Origin of the sequence: Aeromonas sp. 602658 (assembly GCF_049173005.1) — a bacterium.
Lineage (GTDB): Bacteria > Pseudomonadota > Gammaproteobacteria > Enterobacterales > Aeromonadaceae > Aeromonas > Aeromonas veronii_A.
In genome coordinates this window covers 1-24,869 of sequence record NZ_JAAKRF010000042.1, presented here as the reverse complement: position 1 = coordinate 24,869, position 24,869 = coordinate 1, and the positions used below count along the sequence as shown (strand labels likewise).

At 54.2% G+C, this 24,869-nt stretch carries 23 protein-coding genes; 16 read left to right on the top strand and 7 right to left on the bottom strand.

Going from position 1 to position 24,869, the window contains the following annotated elements; translation table 11 throughout:
• Positions 1 to 78: 78 nt before the first annotated feature.
• The 4 genes from G5253_RS18855 to G5253_RS18840 all read right to left on the bottom strand — a co-directional run bounded on the left by G5253_RS18855 (position 79) and on the right by G5253_RS18840 (position 3,766).
• A complete protein-coding gene (locus tag G5253_RS18855; RefSeq protein ID WP_041234042.1) occupies positions 79 to 534 on the bottom strand; it encodes a c-type cytochrome in 456 nt (151 codons plus the stop codon).
• A 197-nt stretch (positions 535 to 731) separates the two neighbouring features.
• Positions 732 to 1,760 (bottom strand): L-threonine 3-dehydrogenase, encoded by a 1,029-nt coding sequence (tdh, locus tag G5253_RS18850; RefSeq protein ID WP_005340852.1) that lies wholly within the window; start codon positions 1,758 to 1,760, stop codon positions 732 to 734.
• Positions 1,761 to 1,815: 55 nt separating this feature from the next.
• Positions 1,816 to 3,006, bottom strand: coding sequence for a glycine C-acetyltransferase (locus G5253_RS18845; protein ID WP_106844254.1), 1,191 nt, complete (start codon positions 3,004 to 3,006; stop codon positions 1,816 to 1,818).
• Positions 3,007 to 3,121: 115 nt separating this feature from the next.
• Positions 3,122 to 3,766 (bottom strand): TetR/AcrR family transcriptional regulator, encoded by a 645-nt coding sequence (locus G5253_RS18840; RefSeq protein WP_005340848.1) that lies wholly within the window; start codon positions 3,764 to 3,766, stop codon positions 3,122 to 3,124.
• Between the two features lie 158 nt (positions 3,767 to 3,924).
• Here G5253_RS18840 and rfaD point away from each other — a divergent pair, with 158 nt between their 5' ends.
• The 6 genes from rfaD to G5253_RS18810 all read left to right on the top strand — a co-directional run bounded on the left by rfaD (position 3,925) and on the right by G5253_RS18810 (position 10,843).
• Entirely contained in the window at positions 3,925 to 4,884 is a 960-nt protein-coding gene (gene rfaD / locus G5253_RS18835; protein ID WP_040095010.1) for an ADP-glyceromanno-heptose 6-epimerase, read from the top strand.
• 64 nt (positions 4,885 to 4,948) lie between these two features.
• Positions 4,949 to 6,130 (top strand): glycosyltransferase, encoded by a 1,182-nt coding sequence (locus tag G5253_RS18830; RefSeq protein WP_266134929.1) that lies wholly within the window; start codon positions 4,949 to 4,951, stop codon positions 6,128 to 6,130.
• Positions 6,127 to 7,887, top strand: a complete 1,761-nt coding sequence (locus G5253_RS18825) for a polysaccharide deacetylase family protein (RefSeq protein ID WP_266134930.1) — start codon at positions 6,127 to 6,129, stop codon at positions 7,885 to 7,887. The genes G5253_RS18830 and G5253_RS18825 overlap by 4 nt, the downstream gene beginning before the upstream one ends.
• Before the next feature lie 3 nt (positions 7,888 to 7,890).
• Entirely contained in the window at positions 7,891 to 9,096 is a 1,206-nt protein-coding gene (locus G5253_RS18820; protein ID WP_266134931.1) for an O-antigen ligase family protein, read from the top strand.
• Entirely contained in the window at positions 9,093 to 9,761 is a 669-nt protein-coding gene (locus G5253_RS18815; RefSeq protein WP_266134932.1) for a glycosyltransferase family 25 protein, read from the top strand. The genes G5253_RS18820 and G5253_RS18815 overlap by 4 nt, the downstream gene beginning before the upstream one ends.
• On the top strand, positions 9,761 to 10,843 hold the full coding sequence (locus tag G5253_RS18810) for a glycosyltransferase family 9 protein (RefSeq protein WP_266134933.1): 1,083 nt from the start codon (positions 9,761 to 9,763) through the stop codon (positions 10,841 to 10,843). The genes G5253_RS18815 and G5253_RS18810 overlap by 1 nt, the downstream gene beginning before the upstream one ends.
• Positions 10,844 to 10,870: 27 nt before the next feature.
• Here the strand turns inward: G5253_RS18810 and G5253_RS18805 are convergent, their stop codons facing one another.
• The gene (locus G5253_RS18805) at positions 10,871 to 11,932 is read right to left on the bottom strand and encodes a glycosyltransferase (protein WP_266134934.1); all 1,062 of its coding nucleotides are present in this window, start codon (positions 11,930 to 11,932) and stop codon (positions 10,871 to 10,873) included.
• Between the two features lie 236 nt (positions 11,933 to 12,168).
• Here G5253_RS18805 and G5253_RS18800 point away from each other — a divergent pair, with 236 nt between their 5' ends.
• The 6 genes from G5253_RS18800 (at position 12,169) to G5253_RS18775 (ending at position 18,088) form a co-directional block, all read left to right on the top strand.
• On the top strand, positions 12,169 to 13,380 hold the full coding sequence (locus tag G5253_RS18800) for a 3-deoxy-D-manno-octulosonic acid transferase (RefSeq protein ID WP_323137689.1): 1,212 nt from the start codon (positions 12,169 to 12,171) through the stop codon (positions 13,378 to 13,380).
• 198 nt (positions 13,381 to 13,578) lie between these two features.
• Positions 13,579 to 14,400 carry a helix-turn-helix transcriptional regulator gene (locus tag G5253_RS18795; RefSeq protein ID WP_139477412.1) on the top strand — a complete coding sequence of 274 codons (822 nt, stop codon included), beginning with the start codon at positions 13,579 to 13,581 and terminating at the stop codon, positions 14,398 to 14,400.
• 40 nt (positions 14,401 to 14,440) lie between these two features.
• Entirely contained in the window at positions 14,441 to 15,076 is a 636-nt protein-coding gene (locus G5253_RS18790; protein WP_421204016.1) for a LysE family translocator, read from the top strand.
• A gap of 57 nt (positions 15,077 to 15,133) precedes the next feature.
• Positions 15,134 to 16,264, top strand: a complete 1,131-nt coding sequence (locus tag G5253_RS18785; RefSeq protein ID WP_421204014.1) for an ABC transporter substrate-binding protein — start codon at positions 15,134 to 15,136, stop codon at positions 16,262 to 16,264.
• 390 nt (positions 16,265 to 16,654) lie between these two features.
• A complete protein-coding gene (locus G5253_RS18780) occupies positions 16,655 to 17,311 on the top strand; it encodes a DUF3313 domain-containing protein (protein ID WP_265061890.1) in 657 nt (218 codons plus the stop codon).
• A 264-nt stretch (positions 17,312 to 17,575) separates the two neighbouring features.
• A complete protein-coding gene (locus tag G5253_RS18775) occupies positions 17,576 to 18,088 on the top strand; it encodes a cupin domain-containing protein (RefSeq protein ID WP_421204012.1) in 513 nt (170 codons plus the stop codon).
• A gap of 101 nt (positions 18,089 to 18,189) precedes the next feature.
• On the opposite strand, the gene G5253_RS18770 is transcribed toward G5253_RS18775, so the two are convergent.
• Entirely contained in the window at positions 18,190 to 18,690 is a 501-nt protein-coding gene (locus G5253_RS18770) for a DUF1993 domain-containing protein (RefSeq protein WP_069529798.1), read from the bottom strand.
• A 311-nt stretch (positions 18,691 to 19,001) separates the two neighbouring features.
• On the opposite strand from G5253_RS18770, the gene ydfZ reads away from it, so the two are divergent.
• From ydfZ to G5253_RS18755, 3 genes are all read left to right on the top strand, one after another.
• Entirely contained in the window at positions 19,002 to 19,199 is a 198-nt protein-coding gene (gene ydfZ / locus G5253_RS18765) for a putative selenium delivery protein YdfZ (RefSeq protein ID WP_005357022.1), read from the top strand.
• Between the two features lie 261 nt (positions 19,200 to 19,460).
• Entirely contained in the window at positions 19,461 to 19,991 is a 531-nt protein-coding gene (locus G5253_RS18760) for an REP-associated tyrosine transposase (RefSeq protein ID WP_266134938.1), read from the top strand.
• Positions 19,992 to 20,163: 172 nt separating this feature from the next.
• Positions 20,164 to 20,904 carry a hypothetical protein gene (locus G5253_RS18755; protein ID WP_266134939.1) on the top strand — a complete coding sequence of 247 codons (741 nt, stop codon included), beginning with the start codon at positions 20,164 to 20,166 and terminating at the stop codon, positions 20,902 to 20,904.
• Positions 20,905 to 21,036: 132 nt separating this feature from the next.
• On the opposite strand, the gene uvrD is transcribed toward G5253_RS18755, so the two are convergent.
• The gene (gene uvrD, locus G5253_RS18750) at positions 21,037 to 23,208 is read right to left on the bottom strand and encodes a DNA helicase II (RefSeq protein ID WP_115521530.1); all 2,172 of its coding nucleotides are present in this window, start codon (positions 23,206 to 23,208) and stop codon (positions 21,037 to 21,039) included.
• A gap of 507 nt (positions 23,209 to 23,715) precedes the next feature.
• Here uvrD and G5253_RS18745 point away from each other — a divergent pair.
• A complete protein-coding gene (locus G5253_RS18745; protein ID WP_005340803.1) occupies positions 23,716 to 24,714 on the top strand; it encodes a BMP family lipoprotein in 999 nt (332 codons plus the stop codon).
• The last annotated feature ends 155 nt before the right edge of the window (positions 24,715 to 24,869 follow it).

Sequence of the window (24,869 nt, the reverse complement as noted above, 5' to 3'; positions counted from 1 at the left end):
CTCCCGATATGTCTACCTTACAAGAGTAGTCGGAAGCCGATAGATTGAAAGGGCCGCAATTGCGGCCCTTTCAAATACTTACAGCTTGTCGATCATGTAGTGGATGGCGTTTTCAATCTCTTCATCACTACAGTTCGCACAGGTGCCGCGCGGAGGCATCATGCCGGACTTGCCGGTAAAGCCTTCAATGGCATGTTTCTTGAGAGTATCAATGCCCTGGGCGATGCGAGGATCCCAGGCTGCCTTGTCACCCCGTTTGGGGGCACCAGCGGCGCCGGTGTCGTGACAGGCAAAGCAGGCGCCCTTGTATACCGTTTCGCCATCGCGGGGACCGGAAGAGGCGGCCGCAGTCGGTGCAGCACTCGCGCCGGCAATACCTTCCAGATCCTTGGCGGTATAGACCTGACCGATTGGTTTGATCCGCTCGGCAATGGCTTCCGGTGACATCTCATCGGCAGCAAGCACTGCCCCAGACAAGCTGGCGGCCGTCATCCCGACAGCCAGCAAATAGCTCAGTTTTTTCAACACGCTCATATACTCCCAGCAGTCTTTTATTATCCATGTAAACGACGGGATTATAACCGAATAGTTACAGCCATTTAAACGCTTGTGTGTGAAGTGTTAAACACTCTGCGTACAAAGTTTTGGGCGATATCACGGCAATTTGGGTGGTGGAGATAAAAAGAAACCCGGCATTCGCCGGGTTTCGGGTACCCAAGGGGTGAAATGAGTTATTTGTCCCAGCTCAGGATCACCTTGCCGGAGTGGCCGGAACGCATCGCATCGAACCCCTGCTGGAATTCGTCGATGTGGAATCTGTGGGTGATGATGGGGGAGAGATCCAGCCCGGACTGGATCAGGCTGGCCATTTTGTACCAGGTCTCGAACATCTCGCGGCCATAGATCCCTTTGATAAACAGCCCCTTGAAGATCACCTTGTTCCAGTCGATGGCCATGGTGGAGGGGGGGATGCCAAGCATGGCGATCTTGCCGCCGTGGTTCATCTTGTCGAGCATCTCCTGGAAGGCGCTCGGGACGCCGGACATCTCCAGCCCCACGTCGAAGCCTTCGGTCATGCCCAGCTCGCTCATCACGTCGGCCAGCTTCTCCTTGGCCACGTTGACCGCGCGGGTGGCGCCCATCTTGCGGGCCAGCTCCAGCCGGTATTCGTTGACGTCGGTGATCACCACGTGGCGCGCACCCACATGGCGGCAGACGGCGGCGGCCATGATGCCGATGGGGCCTGCCCCGGTGATGAGCACATCTTCACCCACCAGATCGAAGGAGAGGGCGGTGTGCACCGCATTGCCGAACGGGTCGAAGATGGCAGCCAGCTCGTCCGGGATGTTGTCCGGCAGCTTGAAGGCGTTGAATGCGGGGATCACCAGATACTCGGCAAAGGCGCCCGGGCGGTTGACGCCAACGCCAATGGTGTTGCGGCAGAGGTGAGTGCGCCCGGCGCGGCAGTTGCGGCAGTGACCGCAGGTGATATGCCCTTCACCGGAGACCCGATCGCCGATGGCGAAGCCGCGCACCTCCTGACCGATGGCGACCACTTCCCCAACATATTCATGGCCGACCACCATGGGTACCGGAATGGTCTTCTGGGACCACTCGTCCCAGTTGTAGATATGGATATCGGTGCCGCAGATGGCGGTTTTGCGGATCTTGATCAGCAGGTCGTTGTGGCCGAGCTCGGGGGCGGGCACATCCGTCATCCAGATGCCGACCTCTTTGTGCAGTTTGGAGAGTGCTTTCATGGCTGTTCCTTCAATATGAATGCAGAAAAAAGGGGCTGCAGCCCCTTGATTCAAATCAGATAACGCCGAGTTCACGGCCGATGCGGATAAAGGCGTCGATCGCCTTGTCCAGCTGCTCGCGGGTATGGGCGGCAGACATCTGGGTGCGAATGCGGGCCTGACCCTTGGGCACGACCGGGAAGGAGAAGCCCACCACATAGATGCCGGCTGCCAGCATGCGGCTCGCCATTTCGGAGGCCAGTTTGGCATCCCCCAGCATCACCGGAATGATGGCGTGGTCGGCGCCAGCCAGAGTGAAGCCAGCGGCGCTCATCCGCTCGCGGAAGTAACGGCTGTTCTCTTTCAGGCGGGCGCGCAGGTCGTGACCCTCGGCCAGCATATCGATCACCTTGATGGTAGCGGCAACGATGGAGGGGGCCAGCGAGTTGGAGAAGAGGTACGGGCGGGAGCGCTGACGCAGCCAGTCGATCACCTCTTTCTTGCCGGAGGTATAGCCGCCGGATGCGCCGCCGAGCGCCTTGCCCAGGGTGCCGGTGATGATGTCGACCCGATCCATCACGCCGCAATATTCGTGGGTGCCACGACCATTCTCGCCGATAAAGCCGACGGCGTGGGAGTCATCCACCATCACCAGCGCATCGTATTTGTCGGCCAGATCGCAGATGGATTTGAGGTCGGCGATGACGCCATCCATGGAGAAGACACCGTCGGTGGCGATCAGCTTGAAGCGGGCGCCGTCGGTATCAGCCTGCTTGAGCTGGGCTTCCAGTTCGGCCATGTCGTTGTTGGCGTAGCGATAACGCTTGGCCTTGCACAGCCGCACGCCGTCGATGATGGAGGCGTGGTTGAGGGCATCGGAGATGATGGCATCTTCGGCGCCGAACAGGGTCTCAAAAAGACCGCCGTTGGCATCGAAACAGGAGGAGTAGAGGATGGTATCTTCGGTGCCGAGGAAGGCAGACATCTTCTGCTCCAGCGCTTTGTGCTGATCCTGGGTGCCACAGATGAAGCGCACCGAGGCCATGCCGAAGCCGTGGCTGTCGAGTCCCTGATGGGCGGCGGCGATCAGATCCGGGTGGTTGGCCAATCCCAGATAGTTGTTGGCACAGAAGTTCAGTACCTGCTCACCGCCGACGGCGATGCTGGCCTGCTGGGCGGAGGTGATGATGCGCTCCTGCTTGTACAACCCTTCAGCTTGCACCTGGTTCAGTTGCTCGGTCAGGTGACGATAGAATCCGTTAGACATCCTCGATCCTTATTGGCTATTTCAGCTGCGTATCAACAGAGGGCGACATTTTACTGCAATCTGTTGCGGTAAATTCAAATAATTGTGCTGATATTCAACAAATGTGAAACAGATCTCACCCAGCTGGTTGGGCCAGCTGACGGTAGTGTTGCTCCAGCTGCTGGATCTGTCCGGCCACCTGGGGTTGCACATAGGGGCGCAGCAGGAACAGCACCTTCAACACGCCCTGATAGAGCAGCGGTTTGGTGATGCGGGTGTTGGGGGCCTGGGCAATCTGGAAGGGGATCCAGCAGGTCACCACCATCTTGATGGTCTGGCCCAGGTCCGGCAGGTCTTCATCGCTGACATCTATGATGCCCCCTTCGCGCAGGCTTCTGAGCAGCGCGACCACGGAAGAACGCATCTGCTCCTGGGCCTTGAGGTACTTCTGTTGCAGCGGCTCGTCACGGCTCAGGATGTCCGGCAGATTGGCGTAGAAGAAGCGGAACTGCCACATCAGATAGAAGATGGCATCGAGATAGCCCATCAGATCCTGCAGGGTGATTTCACGGTTGCGGGTCGGCACGAAGCTCTCGCTCAGGTGACGGGCATACTGGTCGAAGATGGAGTGAATGATGTCTTCTTTATTGCGGAAGTGGTAGTAGAGGTTGCCCGGGCTGATACCCATGTGCGCCGCAATATGGTTGGTGGTGATGTTGCGTTCACCCTGATCGTTGAACAGCTCGGTCGCGCTGTGAATGATCCTGTCTCTGGTTTTCATCACTCATTCCTCCAACAGGTTCCGCTCGGGGCAGTTTTGAACAAGGTCGAATCCCCGGACGGCCCGTGATAAACTTTTCGGCAATTTCAAATTGGCTCACTATACACAGCTTTAACAAGCAGTCACATGTAGCCATCAACGTACGAGAGGCAAACTCCATGATCGTAGTAACTGGCGGTGCTGGCTTTATCGGCAGCAATCTGGTCAAGCAGCTGAACGCTCAAGGACGGACCGATATCGTGGTCATTGATGACCTGACCGACGGCACCAAGTTCGTCAACCTGGTCGATCTGACCATCGCTGACTACATGGACAAAGACGAGTTTCAGGCGCGCATCGTCTCCGGTGACGAGTTTGAAGAGTGGGACAACGGCATCGAGGTGATCTTCCACGAAGGCGCCTGCTCTGCTACCACCGAATGGAACGGCAAGTTCATCATGGAGGTCAACTACGAGTACTCCAAGGATCTGTTCCACTACTGCATCGAGCGTGAAATCCCGTTCATTTATGCCTCTTCTGCCGCGACCTACGGTGGCCGCAACGACAACTTCATCGAAGATCCCAAGTTTGAACAGCCGCTCAACGTCTACGGCTACTCCAAGCAGCTGTTTGACCAGTACGTGCGCCGCTGGATGCCGGAGATCAACTCTCAGGTCGTTGGCCTCAAGTACTTCAACGTCTACGGCCCGCGCGAGCAGCACAAAGGCTCCATGGCTTCCGTCGCCTTCCACCTCAATACCCAGGTGAAGAAGGGCGAGAATCCCAAGCTGTTCGAAGGTTGCGATGGCTTCCCGAACGGTGGTCAGATGCGTGACTTCATCTATATTGACGACGTCTGCAAGGTAAACCTCTGGTTCTGGCAGAACCCGCAGCATTCCGGCATCTTCAACTGCGGTACCGGCCGTGCCGAGCCATTCCAGAACGTGGCCGAAGCGGTGATCAAGCATCATCAGAAGGGTTCTATCGAATACATCCCCTTCCCGGATCACCTCAAGGGTCGCTACCAGAGCTTTACCCAGGCTGACATGACCAAGCTGCGCAGCGTGGGTTATGACGCCGAGTTCAAAACCGTTGCCGAAGGGGTAGCGGATTACATGGCTTGGCTCAACCGGGCCTGATTATTCGCTTTTGCGGAATGGCCGCCAATGAGGCGGCTTTTTCATTATTTCCTATGTGGTTAGCATGAAGAAAAAAGTTTTATTTATAATGGAAACATTGGGCGGAGGAGGCGCCGAAAAGGTCCTTATTGAAACGCTTAAGCGTTTGGATTTTAGTAAATACGCTATTACGCTGCTGTTATTAAGGCGTGAGGGTGTATATTTATCTCAAGTTCCTAAAAATGTAAAAGTAGAATTTCTGTTGCCGACCGAACCATCGGGGTTGTTTCAGCGTAGAATTTTTTTCTCTATTAAAAAACGCTGGTGGAATTTCGTTCTAAATAGCAAGTGGTTAGCAAATATCGTATTTAATGAACGATATGATGTTGGTATCGCATTTTTGGAAGGGAATAGCTCTCTGTTGTTATCGCACCTGAATTCTGTTGTTCGAAAGATAGCATGGGTCCATATAGACTTGTTGTGCCATCAAATTCTTTCCAGAAAAGTTGAGCGTACCGTTTATAAAAAAATGGATAACATTGTCTGTGTCTCTAAAGGTGCACAGAATGCATTATTGAAATTGTATCCTGAAGTAAAACCATATACTCAAGTAGTGTATAATCCTGTTGATATAGAAGGCATAATGCGGAAAAGTCATGAGCCTATTACGAGTGAGGGGCAAATAAAAGTTATTGCTATTGGACGGCTATGCAATGCCCAAAAAGGATTCGACATATTACTGGCTGCTCATAAAATAAATATTGATGCAGGGGTTAAATATCACCTTACTATTTTGGGAGAAGGTGATGATAGAGCTGGGTTAGAGTCATTTATCAATATTAATAATATTGGTGATAGTACTAAATTACTTGGATTCAAGGAAAATCCATATCCATATCTTGCTGATGGCGATCTATTCGTTATGTCCTCACATTATGAGGGTTACCCAGTTGTACTCGTAGAAGCAATGGCGTTGGGGAAGGCCATTGTATCGACAAATTGTACTGGGCCTAATGAAGCTCTCGATGGCGGGAAATATGGTGTTCTCGTTCCTGTCGGGGATGCAAATGCGCTTGCATTGGCAATACGAAAAATGATTGATAATCAAAAAATGCTATCAACATATAGTTCCTTATCGAAGGAGCGAGCCAAGATTTTCAATCTCCGAGAGAGTATGAGGCAGATCGAGCAATTATTAGATGGGGAGAGCAAACATCCTTCCAGTTGCTCTCCTCATTCGAGTCTTGTTGACGGAGGTCTAGGGTGAATATATTGATGGCACTCTCCCAGCTCGAGGTAACGGGAGCTGAGGTCTATGCCACCACGGTCGGTAACGAACTGACCCGGCGTGGTCACAACGTCTTTTATGTGTCAGATACCCTGACCAAGCCGACGCTTGGCCCCGTCTTCAAGCTGAGATTCAACAAGCGCAGCATTCTGCGCCGCTTCTGGCACGTCTTCTACCTCATCTACCTCATCAAGAAGCACCATATCCAGTTGGTGCATGCTCACTCCCGCGCCTCCGGCTGGAGCAGCTATGTGGCCTGCAAGTTGACTGGCACCCCGATGATCACCACGGTTCATGGTCGCCAGCCGGTGCACGCGTCCCGCAAGGCATTCCATGCCCTTGGGCTTAGGGCGGTTGCCGTTTGTGAGGATATTGCCCATCAGATAGTCGACACTCTGGGAGTGGATCCCGCGATAGTGCAGGTGCTGCGCAACGGTATCGAAACCGACAAATTCCAGCCTGTGCCAGCGCCGGACAACCCAAAGCCGGTGATCGCCATCATTGGCCGTTTGAGCGGCCCCAAAGGGGAGCTTTGCTACCGTCTACTCGATGAAGTGCTCGACCTGGATACCTGTCGGGTGCGGATTGTCAGCGGTACCAAGGTGCCGGAGCGCTTTGCCCGTTTCGAAGGACGCGCCGAGTTTGTCGGTTATGTCGATGATGTGCCTGCCTTGCTCGCAGGTTGTGATCTTGTAATTGGTGCCGGTCGGGTCGCGATGGAAGCACTGCTCTGCGGTCGGCCCGCCTTTGCCATTGGCGAAGCCAGGGCCATTGGTCTGGTGACTGAGCAGAATCTGGATGAGGCGCTGGCCAGCAACTTTGGTGATATCGGTCCCAAGGATCTGGCCATTGATTTTGCGGCCCTGCAGGGCGATATCGAATCCGCCCTGGCCAGCAATACGGTGCCGGAAGCCATTCGTCAGCGCATTCAGGATGAGTATGGCTTGCAGGGGGTCGTCTCCGGGCTGGAGTCCATCTATCAAGATGCGGTGGTGGAAACCCTGCGCCGGGAGATGCCGATCATCATGTACCACCGCTTTATCGAGCAGGATAGCGAGAAAGGAGTGCATGGCACCTGGATGCCGATCGCCATGTTCGAGAAGCATCTGCGACTGATGAAGTGGCTAGGCTACGAAACCCTGACTTTCCGCGATTTGGCGGACAAAGGCTTTATCCACCGTCTGCAATACGGCAAGAAGTACCTGATGATCACTGCCGATGACGGATATCAGGACAACCTGACCCGCATGCTGCCGCTGCTGGAAAAATATGGTTATAAAGCCGTGGTGTACGTGGTTACCGGTGAAGGCTATAACCGTTGGGATGTGGAGCATCCGACCAATCCGGATACCAAGGTTTCATTGATGAGTGGTGAGCAGGTCAAGGCGCTGGCTGCCAGCGGTCATGTGGAAATTGGTGGTCATACTCTGACTCACCCCCGTTTGAGCAAGCTCACACCCGAACAACAAGCCCATGAAATTCAGGAGAATAAACGCCAACTGGAGGCCCTGCTTGGCCATCCGTTGCTCTCGTTTGCCTACCCTTACGGAGATATGAACGAGAGTGCCAAGGAGCAGGCCATCGCCGCAGGGTATCGTTTTGCGGTTGCTACCAACAGTGGTCCCAAAGCTATGCACCAGGACTCCTACCAGATCCGCCGGATTGCTATCTTCCCCCGTACTGATGTATTCGGGTTGTGGCGAAAGATCCGCGGGAATTATGTATTCAGGAAGTAATCAATGTCATCTGCCATAAGCGTCTTGTTCGCACGCCTGACCACTATATTATTTTCCACAACATTAGCATTTACTTTTTGTGGTCTTTTTCTATTGCCAAATGGAAAGAGTATTCTTGCTAATTTATTGGTGATCTCTATCGTGATCGGATTCATTAATCTTATCATATGGAGAAAATGGGATATAGGGTTAAAAGATCGTCGCATATTATGGCTATTTCTTGGATATGCCGGATTCATTTTTATTAACCGTATTATACATGGTGATCAGTATGGTGTGATGCGTAGTCTGGTGTATGTCGTTTTATTTGGTTTTTTGGTTCCTAGAAAAGAAATTGTTATAAAAATTAGCCAATACGCCATCATTATCGGTGGGATTAGTATGGGGTGTATAAGCCTATGGCAGCAATATCAAGGGGCGTCTAGGGTTGATGGATTTACCAATGCAATTCTATTTTCACAGGCATCTTTGGTTATTGCTTTATTGGCTTGGGGATTATGCAAAGAGATATATCTCCCAAGATGGGAGAAAGGGGCGGCATTGTTGTCTATTTTGATGGCTCTTTACAGTCTCTATGCTTCGCAGAGCCGTGGTGTTTGGCTGGCATTTATAGCCGTTATTGGGTTGATTGTGCTTATCAAATCGATAAATAAGCCGCTCAAATATTTCATCTTTTTTATTATGTTGTTGAGTGGCAGCACTGCGTTTTACCACCACAGCAATGTGTTGCAAGCACGGGTTCAGGCCAGTATTTCTGATCTCAAGAACGCAGAGTTAGGTTCTTATGGAACCTCTTGGGGGCTGCGTCTGGTAGCCTGGCAAGGGGCGTGGCAAGGTTTTCTCTCCGCTCCCATTTTTGGGGTGGGTACGGATGGATTTGATGCCATAAAAAAATCATTAGTCGCATCTGGAGTTAGCTCTCCTTTATTACTACATCCGTCTTTAGCTCATTCTCACAATCAATATATGCAAAACTTGATTATTCGTGGTGCTGTTGGTGGTGTAGCGATTTTATTATTTTTGGGATTTCCCATATGGTGGGCTGCAAAGCTCTGGGGTGTAACTTCAATTGCAGTGTTACTACCACTTTCTTTAGCCATTGTTGGTTTGAGTGATGTTCCTTTTGAGCATCAAAACATATTGTTTCTCTACACATTGGGGTTATTATTTATCTGGCTCCAGAATCAAGATAATAGAGGTGTTAGATGATTCCTATTTTTGTTATTAGTTTATTGCGCAGCCATGATCGGCGCTTAGCTATTGAAAAGCAAATGGCTCACTTGGGATTATCTTTTACATTTTGGGACGCTGTAGATGGAAAACAGCTAAGCGATGCGGACCTGGCTAATGTTGATATTAATTTGGCAGAGCAACTTTGTGGCCATTCACTAAGCTTGGGGGAGGTTGGTTGTGCACTAAGCCATATTAAATTATATGAGATGATGGTGAGTAAGAAAATAGAAAAAGCCATTATATTAGAAGATGACATATATCTTCATATGCATTTCAAAAGTATCATTAATGTGGCATTACAGAAAATGTCTTCGGATATAATATTTATCCATCATGGGAAGGCAAAGAAATTGCCTTGGACGCGAAAGTTGCCTGAGGGATACCGCTTGGCAAGATATTGTCGGCCTAGTAAAAAATCAAATAGAGGTATTATATCCACAGCGGGATATATTTTATCCTTAAATGGTGCTCGTCAACTTTTACAGCATGCTTACCCAGTTAGAATGCCTGCGGATTATCTTACTGGCCGCTTGCAGTGGAATAAATTGAGTGCAGCTGGCGTTGAGCCCTGCTGTCTGGATGTGGGCCTATTTCAGTCTACTATTGATGACAGGAATTATGGTCAGCATATAGAAAAATAATGGAGGTGGTGATTGTGATTAAATCCTTGCAGTTTTGGAGGGATATACTTCGCCGTAAGCTAGGTATCCTGCTATTTGATCGTAGCCCATCGGCGATTTCGTCATCAAATGGTGCCACTGTTTTTGTCCGATGGGATGCGAAGCTTGGTGATGCAATAGTTTCCTCTTGGGTGGCAAGGGAGATTAAAAATAAATTTCCAAATAGGAAGGTTTACGTTATCACAACCTCCACAATGGCCCCGCTGTTCAGCGATTTCTTTAATTTTGACTGCGTTTTTGAAATACCAAAGAGAGCTGGCTATATGCAGCTAAAAAAATTATCCAAAGAGTTGGGTAATGTGGACTATCTTGTGCATTTTAGCCAAAAAATGAAGATGAAAGATCTTTATTTTATTTCTAAAGTTGGCAGCAAAAATGTGGCCGGGGTTGATGATGAGCTTGATTGTATTAATCTCAAGCTGGGTCAAAAAACGGCAGGGATGCACTTTTCGACAAAATTTAAGGTACTGTTGGAGCATATGGGGGTTGTTAACCCAGATACTAGCTATATTGTGCCTTATATCGAAGATTATGAAGATAGGGTTGGCTCTTGGTGGCCAAGTAATAAAACGTTGTGTTTCAATCCATATGGCAGTGGGGCATCCCGTTGTTTCAGTGTTGAGAAAACCATAGAGTTAATCAACACGATGCTTGATTCATCAAATTACAACATTTGTCTATTGTATCCACCTGGGCGTGAGAGGGACGTTGAACGGGTTTTATCTCATGTTTGTGACCCAGCAAGGGTTGTTATTGATCATGAGAGGCCATCTCTGGCTGCGCTATTTGCACAGGCAAGGCATTGTGCCGCTATGGTGTCTGTAGATACTGCTACAGTGCATATAGCAACCGGTTTGAATAAACCGGTTCTTGGTATTTACAATGATAATTTCGGGATGCCAGAAAATGTGGAGTGGCATCCTAATAATCCTCGCTCAAGTGTTATCTACGCAGAGACTAGGTCTGCACAACAAGACGTAAACTTTATAAATGTTGCTGAATTTAAAAAAGTATTTAAAAAATGGGCGGCTGATTATCTATAGAGAGTTGGGGTTTTCCCCAACTCTTTTTCATAAAGACATAAATTCTTTGGTCACACTTTCACTGGAAAAAGGTTGATAATAGTTTGAATTAACGAGGGTTCTTCTTCGATCCACGCTTGTAATTGCCATGGCCAGCCTACTGATATCTTCCATCGGGATTAGAAATTTATCGAGTGGTGTTGCCAATATTTCAGCCGGCCCAGACGGGCAATCCACGCTGATCACCGGGGTATGGCAGATGAGTGCTTCAATAAGCACTGTTGGCAGCCCTTCAGCATCGGATGTCAGGATGAGCGCCTGAGCGGCTTTGATATAGGGGTAGGGGTTCTTCTGAAAGTCGATGATCTTCACCTTGTTGGCAAGGTTCATCTCCTCGATCATGGCTTCAATGTGAGGGCGTCGCTCCCCTTTGCCCATCAGAACGAGTGGCGTAGCAACGCCGCTTAGCTGATATGCCTGCAAGAGACGATCGTGGCGTTTTCGTTCTTCGAAAGTGCCGACATGGATGAAATACTTTTCAAATGGCTTGTTGAAAGGCTCATCGGCCAACGCCTGAATTTTCTCGATATCAAACGGATTGTAGATAACCTGACACGATTTTGGTGTGGCTCTTACATTGTGCAAAATGTCGTCCGCGATGCCTCGAGATACGCAGATCAGTTTCTTGCCATTATAGAAACGCTTGAATTTTTCATATCCTTTGGCATTGTCTTTGGCAAAGCCGGTGACATTTCCGTGGATCCAGTAATAAATATTCAGTGTATCAGGCAGGTGTCTGGTAATTTTGTCACATGAGCATGAGATAATTACGTCAGGTGAGATCTCTTTGACTTTTTTCAAGATCAGAGATGCTTGTATTTTTTCAACCGCAACATTGGATATGGCTTTAGTCAGCTTTGTGACAATGCCAAGATTAATCGGGTGAATGTTGTCAGGTAGCGTATGGTCTATTTTTTCCCGCAAGGTAAACAAGGTAACATCGACACCTGCATCTTTTAGCAAGGATGCGGTATTGAGCAGAACCTTTTCCGCACCACCACCATACAAGTCTTCAACAATGAATAAAAACTTTTTAACTGGTGGGGTCATAACTGCTCCGCGGGTCTCATAACTGACTGGTAAATCTACTAAAAATGTGAATCGTAAACGAGCAAAATCAGGTGGCAACTGTTAAAGTCGTTAGCAATTTTTTCAATAGGTGTGGATCAATGATTGGTCTTAGTGGGCGCTACCATAACGCATTATTCGCGGCCTGTATATTTGCCGGGCTGCTGCTCTCCTGGCTGTTTTCCGATCACCAACTCCTCACCGGCGATCAGACCCAGATGCTTTACAAGGGTTACCTTGGAGCCTATGAGGGGGTCTGGCTCAGCTATGGCAATGCGGCGAGTGCGGTGGGCAATGTGCCGGGGAGCTTGTCGGCCTGGCTGATTGGTGGGCCGCTGCTACTGTGGGATTCTCCCTATGCCCCCATGGTGTTGCTGCTGGTGATGCGGTTGGTCGGTTTTCTGCTATTTGATGCGGTTATCCGCCAGGTGTTTGTTGACCCCGTATCGAAGGGCAATGCGCGGTTGCTGTTTCTGGTGCTCTGCTGGCTTAACCCCTGGTTCCAGTACGAGAGTTTGCTCTACAACCCCTCCTATCTCTTCCTCTTCTCGGCCATGCACTGCTGGTCGGCTTGGCATATGCGCGAGCGGGCCTCCTTCTGGCACATGATTGTTCATCTGCTGGCTATCGGTATGGCGATGCAGTTGCACTACTCCTGGCCGTTGCTGGCTGTGATCTCCACCTACCTCTTCTGGCGCCGAATCCTCAAGGTGAGCTGGAGCGGGGTGGTGGTCGCTGCCCTGCTGATCGGTGCCTCCCTGATCCCTTACGCCATGGAAGTGATGAGCAACAGCCATATCACCCAGAACGTCGATCCCGAAGCGCGTCAGCGCTATATCGGATGGGGGCTGGTGCATGTCTATCCGGTGCTGAAATCGGTGATCTACTGGCTGCGTTACGGCTCCTGGCTGTTTGCCAGCAAGCTGGTCAACGACACCCAGTTCATCTGGCTGGTGGGTCATGAATATTTGCAGATGACAGCAGTCTGGCTGTGGCGGGTGGTGATCTACGGGGTGGGCTCTGCCACCGTGTTGCTGGCGGCCAAGGCCAACTGGCAACTGTGGCGGGATCTCAAGCCGCGTCTGCTGCGCAGCGACCGTGCATCAGTGGACGGCACGAGCTGGCTCGGCCTCTATGCGCTGGCGGCCGTATTGGCTGTGCTGGTGAGTGCGGCGCTCTCGCCCATCATCTTTAACTATTGGCACCTGATGCTGATATTCCCCTATGCCCTGTTCCCGATCCTGCTGTTGCTGGTTAGCTGGAGCCGCAACCATCCTCAGTGGGTTGGCAAGGGGCTGCTGGCAGCCACCCTGTTCTGCACCGCTGTGAACCTGATTGCGGCGAGCGACAGCACCAAGTTCTCCTATCAGGCGGACTACAAGCAGCAGGTGCAGGAGTATTTGCAGGAGATGAAGCTGCAACCCAAGTAACTGGGTTGTGTGATCAGTCGAAGGGAGGCGTAATGCCTCCCTTTGCTTTTTCCGTAGCTCAATAAGCGGGTTGTGGTTGCCGGTTATCGCTGGTGGCGTAGCCGACCTGCTTTGGTGGCCATTGCACCAGCTGCAAGGGCATAGCCGGAATGCAATAATCTACAAGCTTTCAGCTTGTTTGCGGTGTATCTATAACCCATGAATACCACCGATTCCCTTATCCGCTACTGGCAATCCCCGCACCTGCCGGGGGTCGAGCTGTCACACTCCCACCACAGGGCGTTCAGCTACGGCCGCCATGTCCATCTCGACTACCATATCGGGCTGGTGCAGCGGGGTGGCCAGAAGTTTATCCACAAGGGGAACAGCCACCATCTGGTGCGCGGGGTGCTCTCTACCGTCAACCCGGATGAGGTGCACGACGGCCTCAGCCTGTTGCCGGAAGGGTATGAGGTGCGGGTCTTTGCCATCGATCCGCAGCAGCTGACGCTCTGGCTGCCGGAGCAGCCTGAACCCTTCTTCGACAAGGGATTGCAGAGCCGCCCCGACCTCTATCAGGGCTTTGCCCAGCTGCACGGCTATCTCGACAACCCCAAGGCCGATGGCCTGCTGATCGAGAGCCAGCTGCTCGCCCTGCTGGGGGAGCTGCTGCATCTGGCCCCCGAGGTACACCAGCTTGCCGATCCCCAGTTGCGATTCCTGCGCGACTACCTGATGGCTGCCCTCGACGAGCCCCACTCGCTGGAAGAGTTGGCGGGGCTGCTCGGGCTCGACCGTTTCGCCTTCCTGCGCCAGTTCAAGAAGCGTAGCGGCATGACCCCCTACGCCTGGCTGAAACGGCTGCGGCTGGAGCAGGGCAAGCGGCTGCTGGCGAGCGGCATGGCGGTGAGCGAGGTGGCGCTGGCGGTCGGTTTCTTCGATCAGAGTCACTTCCACCACGGCTTTCGCCAGGCATTCGGTCTGACGCCCGCCGAATTTCGTGCCCAGATGCAATCTTTTACAAGCCGCGCCCCCCGCTGATCCGCCATGCTGGCTCTCCGTCGTTAAAGCGAGAGTTATTATGCTGACCAGTCTGTTTGTTACCCTCGGCCTGATGCACTTGATTGCACTGGCCAGCCCCGGCCCCGATTTCGCCCTGATCCTGCGTACCAGCCTGCACAGGCCGACCGCTCTTGGCGCGGCGCTGGGCATCTCGCTGGCGATCATGGTACATGCCACCCTGAGCCTGACCGGGATCAGCATGCTGATCGCCAGTCACCCGCTGCTGTTTATGGTGATCAAGTGCTGCGGCGCCCTCTATCTGGGCTGGTTGGGGTGGGGCGCCCTGATGGCGGCTCGCCAGCAGTGCAGTACCGTGATGCAGAGCGCCGCCAACGAGCTGCGCGGCTGGGGCAGGGGCGTGCGCACTGGCCTTGCCACCAATCTGCTCAACCCCAAGGCGCTGGTGTTCTTTATCGGTCTGTTGGCCGCCATGGTGACGCCAGAGGTGGATGGGATGACCCGCAGCCTGCTGGTGGGCGAGCTCTTCATTATCTCCCTCTGCTGGTTCGGGCTGCTGGCGTGGAGCCTCTCCACCGATCGTGCCCAGCGCCTGCTGCTGCGGGTGCAGCGACCGCTCAATCTGGTGACCGGCGTGCTGTTTGCGGTGGTCAGCCTCTCCATTCTGGCGAGCATGGGGGCCGAGCTGGTGGCCTGACGAGTCGGCGCATGGGCCTATACTCCAACAAGGTTTGCCTGTCAGGAGTGCCCGGCCATGCGTCTACTGCCTCTTTGCTGGTTGCTGGGGATGACCCCGGCGCTGGCGGCCCCGGTTCAGCTCAAATTGCTGGAGTGGGGCTATCTGCCAGCGGGTTATGAACAACAGTTTGCCGACTACGCCAAAGCCCATGGGGTGGAAGCGACGGTCAGCCGGATCGAGCCGCTGCTGACCGATTTCGACAGCGTCTACCGCGCCCTGCGCACCCGCAGCGCCGATGTGGTGCTGCCGACCAGCTACTTCTACAAGGCCCATCACCAGCCGCTGTTCAAGCTGCTGCTCCCCATCGATTTCAGTCGCCTGCAGCACTACCCCGAGGTGAAGCCCGCCCTCAAGAACACCGAGTATGACAAGCAGGGGGAGCGCAACTACTCGGTGCCCTTCTCCTACGCCATGTTCAGCCTCGCCTATGACAGCAAGCAGGTGCCGCAAGCGCCCACCAGTTGGCAGGTGCTCGCCAACAGCTCGCCGCCGGGCCAGTTTGCCGAGTTCTGCGACCAGTTCGAGCCACTGCTCTTTTCGGTGCTGCTCTCGCTTGGCAAGTCGCCCGCTCTGTTTGCCAGCGGCGAGATGCTGGCCGACAAGACCTTGCAGCAAGAGGTGGAGCAGCAGCTCTCGCTGCGGCTGCGAGCCAGTCGCGGCTTCTGGTTCAATCAGGCCAACCGCTGCGAGGATCTGCGCCAGCAGACCTTTGCCACCACCTGGGGGCTGGAGCTGGTGGAGTGCAACAAGCAGAACGAGCAGCAGTGGCGGATCGCCATGGTGCAGGAGGGGGCCATCTATGCCCTCGATGCGATCTCCATCGCCCGCCATGTCGGGGATGATCCCGCACGGCTCAAGGCCGCCTACCTGCTGGTGGATTTTCTGCTGAGCGCGCCGCTGCAACGCCAGATGCTGGTGGGCACGCCCACCATCTCGGCCAGCAATATGGCCTCCCGGCCGCCCCTCAGCCCACAGGAGCAGGCGGTGCTGCCGGATCGCCCGCTGCCGGAGTTTGACGAGCGGCTGCTGGTGCCCGCGTTGCCCGCCCATATCAAGAATCGCTACAAACGGATGGTGCAGCAGGCGATCGTCGCCAGCGGCAAAGAGGGGCTGGTCAAGCAGTGCCCCTGGGATCTCGATAACTGATGAATGAGCCTGCCGCTTCTTCGGCGGCAGGCAAGTTTGCGCAAGATGGCTGATGATCGGTCATCGCCCGTTCCTGGGCATTTCCCCGTTCAACTCACGCCGCTCGTTGGCCCCCATCGTTTGAAAAAACTGAGCGATTAACGCAGCCCCATTTAGCCGGATTAAACAACCGAACCCTCGCCAGATTGCCGTTCATACCCTGGCTGACCCTGTATAAAAGCACCGCAATTGTGACAACTTGGATGTGAGCTGAACAATCCTGATCTGTTGCTTGTGGGAAGGTGATGAATAGGTTATTTCTCTGTGACATTGGCGGCATCCGGCACGGGTTCTCCAGCCATGTGGTGCGAAATCCACAGCAAAAACAAACAGTAAAATGCAGGAGCAAATATGAAAAAGGTCGTGATGGTTGCCGTGGCTGCGGCCCTGCTGGGTGGCTGCGCCGTCAAGAATCAGGTATCCCACAGCTTGCAGGCGATCCCGCTGACAGCCTTCCAGCAGAGCGAGAGCAACCCCAATCAGCGTGTCTACAAGGAGCCGGGCGTTGACCTGCGCCAATACAATGAGGTGCTGCTCGATCCGCTGCAGTTTATCCGGCAGGAGAACGGTCAGTGGTATCTGCTGACCGCCAACGAACAGAACCAGATTGGCCGCTATTACCACGACAAGTTCCAGAGCGAGCTGATCAAGCAGGGCGTCAAGATCGCCACTGCCCCCGGCCCGAAAGTGATGCGGATCCAGGCCGCCGTCACCAACTTCGACCTGACCCGCCCCGACCCCAAGCTGCGTGACCTGCTGCCGGCCAAGATCGCCATCAACGTCACCCGCGAAGTGATCGGCAAGGAGCCCTATCTGCTCAAGGTGGGCAGCATGGCCCAGTTGCTCGACTCCCAGAGCGGCAAGCTGCTGGTGCGGGTGATGGATGCCCGTGAGAGCACGGATACCACCCACAAGGATGAGCCCATCACCGCCGAGGAGATGGAGAGGATGATCGACCAGTGGGCGGCCAGCCGCGCCAAACAGCTGGCGGACAATCTTGGGAAATAAGAGCGGAAAATCAGCCTCAGAAAACGGGTGCAGACAGATCGAGAGAGGGAGCCAGTGGCTCCCTCTTTTGTCTCCATTTTTGTCCGCACCGCTGCCGCTGGCATGGCCGTACAGCCCTTGCAGGATGGGAATTGACCCGCAGCCGAGTCCGTCTTTTCACCATCTGCTGCGAAGGGGGCTGACCGATTTCTGCTTTTCTCGCCCGCATTCTGGCAGTTAGGATGACCCTTCCCGTGACTGCATCCTCATGGAAAAGGAACCGCTATGAATCGCCACCCCTGCATCAAACACTGGCGCGAGCTGCAAGAGCCGACGCCGCGCTACTACTCCGGCAGTCAGGAGCCCCTTTCTCGCGGCTGCGCCCTCGGCAAGCACTTCGGCTTTAGCCGCATCGGCATTCACCACGAGATTGTCGAACCCGGCCATCGCACCAGCTGGCCCCATGCCGAAAAGACCGAAGACGAGTTTGTTCACGTGCTGGAAGGGACGCCGGATGTCTGGCTCGATGGCGTGCTCTATCGGCTGCAACCGGGCGATTCGGTCGGTTTCAAGGCCGGTGACGGGCTGGCCCACGCCTTTATCAACAACACCGAAGAGACTGTCCGGCTGCTCTGCATTGGCGATACCGATCGGGAAGATAACCGCATCCACTACGCCGTGCATCCCGAGCGCAATATCACCCTTGGCAAGCTGCACTGGGATGATGTGCCCGAGCGCGAGCTGGGGGAGCACGATGGCCTGCCCGACAAGCTGCGCGAGAACAACGGCCCCTTCTAGGGCGCAGCCCTTCTGCGCACCAGCCCAGCACCACCCGATATAAAAAAGCCTGCCGCGTGGCAGGCTTTTGCTATCTGTTTGCCGCCTGTGGTGTGCAGCGTTTATTGCAGGTTGAGCCCGCCCAGATAGTCACGCTTGCCGAGATCGACCCCGGCGCGGCGCAGCAGGGCGTAGGCCATGGTGAGGTGGAAGTAGAAGTTGGGAATGCCGTACTCGTGGACGCAGGTATGGCCATCCATCCCCTTGCCGCCCGCCCAGTGGGGCACGTAACGGCCGCTGGCGTACTGGCTGTAGTCCGCCTCCAGCTTGCCTTGCAGATAGCTGATAGTCTTGCCGATATGGGCGCGCAGATCCGCCATGGTCTTGGGGTCATCCCCCATGGCTGGCAGTTCGCTGTGGCTGGCGGTGGCGACCACGGCGCGGGCCGAATCGCAGCAGATCAGCACCTGCTTGGACAGCGGCAACATATCGACGATCAGCCGCTCGCCGAAGAAGTTCTCCACGTTGAACTGTTTCGCCGCAGCGTGAGCCTCGGCCTTGGCCAGACAGTGATCCAGATTGGTCAGCATCTTGATGAACTGGGCGGTGATATCGCGATTCATGAGCACTCTCCATCTTGTTGAAACAGCGGCCCGCTTGCGCGGTCACGGTGAATGAGACTGGCTAATCGGCCACCAATATACCCCAACCTCTGCCGGGTTCGAGCCTGCCGCGACGAAAAGGGCAGGGCAGCACCACTGCGTGCGACAGCCGTTGGCCAAGGGGCCATGCTCGCTTTTTGAGCCTGCGAGTCCCTTATCACCCCTTTTTTGATCTGTGACATAAATCACCTTTTTTCAGGGGCGTAGGCTGAATGCCGTTGTCCTGGACAGGCGCCCGCGCATTCGCCAGGACACAAGAAAAGGAGAATGAAATGAAGATCTATGACCGTAACCGCAATGTGCTGAACCAGGGTCAGCGCGTGATGATTGCCGCCACTGGCGCAGTCGATTTTCTGAAAGAGGCCCACACCGATAATATGACCCCCTATCAGGCGGAGCATGAGAAGTGTGTGCTGCTGGCAAACTCCGGTGAGCGCTACGCCCCCATCGAGTTGATTAGACTAGGCTGATCCATTTCCCTGTCACCCTACTCTTTACAATTCACCCGGCCGCCGCGCCCATCTGGCGGCCGGATTTCTGAGTTCCCCCTACCTGTTTTGCCTACTCTTCTAACGCATCGCTGCAAGCCGCTTTGAGTCATCATGTAGGTTCGATTAGCGAAGCGTAATCGGACGATCGCGTAATGGAATATCCGCACCATCACAGCCCGCAAGCAGATCGACGTGAGGCAAGACTATGCTTGGCTTTTCGGTCTCAACGAGGGGAAAAGGATGGCCAATTGGCGGCGGGCATGGTGGCCCGGAGGAACCTGGTTCTTTACCGTCAACCTGCTGGAGCGGCGCAACAACCGGTTGCTGGTGGAGCAGATCGACCTGCTGCGCCACAGCGTTGCCAAGGTGCAACAGGCTCACCCCTTCGCCATTCACGCATGGGTGGTGTTGCCCGACCATCTCCACTGCATTCTCTCTTTACCGGAGGGGGACACCGATTTCCCCCTGCGTTGGCGGCTGATCAAAAGTCACTTTTCCCGCGCCTTGCCGGTCAATGAGCGGCGCAGCCAGACCCGGTTACGCCACGGGGAGCGGGGCATCTGGCAACGTCATTATTGGGAACACCTGATCCGGGATGAGCAGGATTACCGCCACCATATGGATTACGTCCATATCAACCCGCTCAAACATGGTCATGTTACCCGGGTGGCCGATTGGCCATATTCCACCTTCCATCGTTACGTGGCGAACGGCGTCTATCCGCCGGATTGGTGCGGGTCGGTGGATGGGGCATCGGGGGGATTGGAGTGAACCCTAAAAGGGTTGTTCCGTTGTAAGCGACCGATAATGCGAACGTCTTACGCGATCGTCCGATTACGCTTCGCTAATCGAACCTACGGTCTATTCGAACCTATGGCACTGGGATAAACTGGCTTTGACATATTTAATATGGACATGAAGTCGAGAGCCATTGGGGAATAAAATGATTGTCAATTTTATAAAAAAATTTGTATTAGCAATAAAAAATACCATGCTTTTTTATCAAAACCACAGCATTGCAATATCGACTTTCAGTGTGATTGTTTTTACAGCAGAATGCTACTTCATGGTCACAATTTACACTTCTTACTTTGGTTTTGATTTTTTCATTTTCGGTGGAATGTCTGATATATATCAAATGGCTTTACACCAAGGTGTAATAATAAAGCTATTTTTGATATCACTTTCTTTAACCGCTATTCCGGTTTCTCTTTATAGTTTCTTGACAACCACTGTAAAGAATGAAGTTACGACAGACGACAACCTCTATAAATCTTGTGAGATATTGCCAATAATAATTATTGCTTTTGTATTTTTTGGTCTCTTAAGCTCACCTATGTTTTTATCTTTTTCATCAAAAATTGATGCGGAAGAAGTGAAAAATGGTTTTTCAGCAAGATACAGCATAGAGACAAATAAAAAGTTAATTCCATGCCTCTCAGTTATTGGTGCAACATCAAGTTATATTTTTATTTGGGATGACAAAACAAAAATGCCATCTGCACTGCCCAAATCAGAAATAAAGACTATCAATCTTGTTGTTCCACCACCACCTAGTAATAGGGCTCCATCTCCAAATGGGAGCTATAAAAAGAAAGTTGAACTTCAACGAGAATTACAAAAGCAGTGGTCATCAAAATTAGAAAAGACTTGCCATCAATCTGTAAAATGGCATGAATGGTAAAGTGTATTTACAATATCGTAGGTTCGAATAGCGAAGCGTATTCGGACGATCGCGTATTTAAAGTTGTCGCGATAGGCAATATAAAAATCAACCCGGCCTAAGCCGGGTTGGTTGCATCAAGAGCGGGAAAAATCAGAGTGCTTCCAATCTGGCATACGCCGTCACCAGCCACTTGGCGCCGACGTCGTCGAACTGGATCTGCACCCGGCTCTGCTGGCCGACCCCTTCGAAGTTGAGTACCACCCCTTCGCCGAATTTCGGATGGAGCACCCGCTGGCCGAGCTTGATGCCGCTGGCGTCGAAGCTCTGCTGCACCTCGTTCTGGCTAAAGCGGCCGTACTGGGTGGGGCGGCTGACCTGAGTGCGCAGCCGGATCTCTTCCAGACACTCGGCGGGCATCTCGCGGATAAAGCGGCTCGGTTTGTGGAACATCTCGCGGCCGTAGATGCGGCGGCTCTCGGCATAACAGATGTAGAGCTTCTCCATGGCGCGGGTCATGCCGACGTAACAGAGGCGGCGCTCCTCCTCCAGCCGGCCCGACTCCTCGGTCGATTGCTGGCTGGGGAACATGCCTTCTTCGACGCCGACCAGCAGCACCAGCGGGAACTCCAGCCCCTTGGCGCTGTGCAATGTCATCAGCTGCACCGCGTCGGCATATTCGTCCGCCTGATTCTCGCCGGATTCCAGCGCCGCGTGGGCGAGGAAGGCGGAGAGATCGCTCATATCTTCCAGCTCGTCCGGGCGCTGGTACTGGCGGCAGGCGGTGACCAGTTCATCCAGGTTCTCTACCCGCGCCTGGGATTTCTCGCCTTTTTCCGCCAGATACATCGCCTTGAGGCCGGAGTTCTGGATGGCGATATCCGCCTGCTGGTGCAGCGGCAGCAGGGAGACCTGCTCCTCCAGCGCGTCGATCAGATCGACAAAGCCGCGCACCGCGTTACCGGCGCGACCGGTCAGCACCTTGTCGTTGAGCAGCGCCTTGGCCGATTGCCACAGGTTGAGCCCCTGATCGCGGGCGTTGCCGCGCAGGATCTCGAGGGTGCGATCGCCGATGCCACGGGTCGGGGTGTTGACCACCCGCTCGAAGCTGGCGTCGTCACCACGGTTGTTGATAAGCCGCAGGTAGGCCATGGCGTCCTTGATTTCCTGGCGCTCGAAGAAGCGCAGGCCGCCGTAGATGCGGTAGGGCATGGCGTCCTGCATCAGCGCTTCTTCCAGCACCCGTGACTGGGCGTTGGAGCGATAGAGGATGGCGCAGTCGGCCAGCAGGCCGCCCTTTTCCTTCCAATCCTTGAGGCGGCCGACCACGAAGCGCGCTTCGTCCACCTCGTTGAAGGCGGCGTAGAGGGAAATCGGCTCGCCCTCGGCCCCTTCGGTCCACAGCTCCTTGCCAAGGCGCTCGGCGTTGTTGGCGATGACGCTGTTGGCCGCTTTGAGGATATTGGCGGTGGAGCGGTAGTTCTGTTCGAGGCGGATGGTCTCGGCGCCCTGATAGTCGGTCAGGAAGCGCTGGATGTTCTCGATTTTGGCGCCGCGCCAGCCGTAGATGGACTGGTCATCATCGCCGACGATCATCACCTTGCCGCTGTTGCCCGCCAGCATTCGCAGCCAGGCGTACTGGATGCCGTTGGTATCCTGAAACTCGTCCACCAGGATGTTCTGGAAGCGGTCGCGGTAGTGCTCGAGGATGTGCGGCTTGTTGAGCCACAGTTCGTGGGCGCGCAGCAGCAGCTCGGCGAAGTCCACCAGACCGGAGCGATCACAGGTCTCCTGATAGGTCTTGTAGATCTGCTGATAGGTGCGGGTGACGGGGTCGCCGTAGAGGTCGATGTCGCCGGGGCGCAAGCCTTCATCTTTCTTGCCGTTGATGTAGCCCATCACGGCGCGCGGGGCCCAGTGCTTCTCGTCCAGATTGAGCGCCTTGAGCACCCGGCGGATCAGCCGGTACTGGTCGTCTGAGTCGAGGATCTGGAAATCCTGCGGCAAGCCCGCATCCAGATGGTGGGCCCGCAGCAGGCGGTGGGCGATACCGTGGAAGGTGCCGATCCACATGCCGCGCACGCCGTCGCCGATCACCTTCTCGACCCGGCCGCGCATCTCGGCCGCCGCCTTGTTGGTAAAGGTGACCGCGATGATGGAGAAGGGTGAACAGCGTTCCACCTGCATCAGCCAGGCGATACGGTGCACCAGCACCCGGGTCTTGCCCGAACCGGCACCGGCCAGCACCAGCAGGTTGCTGCGGGGCGCCGCAACGGCATCTCTTTGCTTGTCGTTGAGCCCGTCGAGCAGGGTTGAAACGTCCATCACCACTCCTGTTTATTTATACAGGCGGGGATTATACGGCCATCCCCCCTGCCAGACCAAATCCAAACTCGGGGGGAGGGGCGAGATGGGGGCTTGCAGGGGCGCCGGTGCGGCCAATTTTGGCTGGCGCAGAGAGAACTGGACGGGGAGGTTTCCAGCTGTAGCCAATCCTTGCTCACGCGGTTTGTGGGGATTTTGCGAGCCGGATCACGGGCTTGCCGGGGGGCTGGATGAATAACAGGGGAAAACGGTTTACAGTAACTTGCTGAACAATAAGAGAAATGTCGTTTGGGTCTTTTGGTTGTTAGCATAAAAAACTGAAAAGTAGCTAAAAAACAACTGCTTATAAGGTTATTTGCTTAGAATTCAAACCGTTAACGCAAACGTTTTTCCCTTATCATTTGCTTGACCCGCATCGGGGCTGACTTAGAGTAAGCCTGCGTGCTAGATAGCCTACTCTGACAGGCAAGCAAGTTCCCTCACTTAATAACAATCAAGGATACGATCGTGACTAAAGTGCTCAAGCTGGCCACCGTGGCCTCCCTCACTCTCGCTGCTCTCTCTGCTCAGGCTGCTTCCGAGCCAGCCGTCATTTATGACACCGCGGGCAAGTATGACAAATCATTCAACGAAGCCGTGTTCCGTAACGGCGTCGAGCTCTACAACAAGGACAAGGGCGTCAAGGTCAAAGAGTTTGAACCCCAGAACGAAGCCCAGCGCGAGCAGGGTCTGCGTCGTCTGGCCAGCCGTGGCAACGGCCCGATCGTGGCGGTCGGTTTCAATATGGGTTCTGCGGTAGAGAAGGTTGCGACCGAATTCCCGAAAACCCAGTTCACCATCATCGACATGGTGGTCGACAAGCCGAACGTCCAGTCCGTCATCTTCAAGGAGCATGAAGGTTCCTTCCTGGTGGGCGCACTGGCTGCCATCGCTTCCAAGAGCGGCAAGGTCGGCTTCGTGGGCGGCATGGATATCCCGCTGATCCGCAAATTCCAGTGCGGCTACGAGCAGGGTGCCAAGTTCGTCAATCCGAAGATCGAAGTGTTCCAGAACATGGCGGGCTCTACCCCGGCCGCGTTTGCTGACCCGGCCAAAGGTGCCGAGCTGGCCAAGTCCCAGTTCGCCAAAGGTGCTGACGTGGTTTACGCCGCAGCTGGCGGTACCGGTATCGGTGTCTATCAGGCAGCCAAGGACAGCGGCAAGTTCGCCATCGGGGTGGACTCCAACCAGAACCACCTGCAACCGGGCACCATGCTGACCTCCATGGTCAAGTCTGTGGGTCTGGCCGCTTACCAGACCTGGGATGACGCTGCCAAAGGCGAGTGGAAGCCGGGTATCAAGAACCTGGGTCTGGCCGAAGGCGGTGTGGATTGGGCGCTCGACAAGGACAACGAGAAGCTGATCACCCCGGAAATGAAAGCCAAGGTGGATGCCATCAAGGCCGAAATCATCGCTGGCAAGGTCAAGGTTCATGACTACATGAGCGATAACACCTGCAAATACTAATTAGATAGTTGCTACGACTCTCAACGCACCACCGGCCCGCACGGGCCGGTTTTTAGTCTTATTTCATGAAACGCAGGGCTGCATCATGGACCAGACAGATCGCTATGCCATCGAATTAAGAGGTATCGATAAGCGGTTCGGCGAAGTGTACGCCA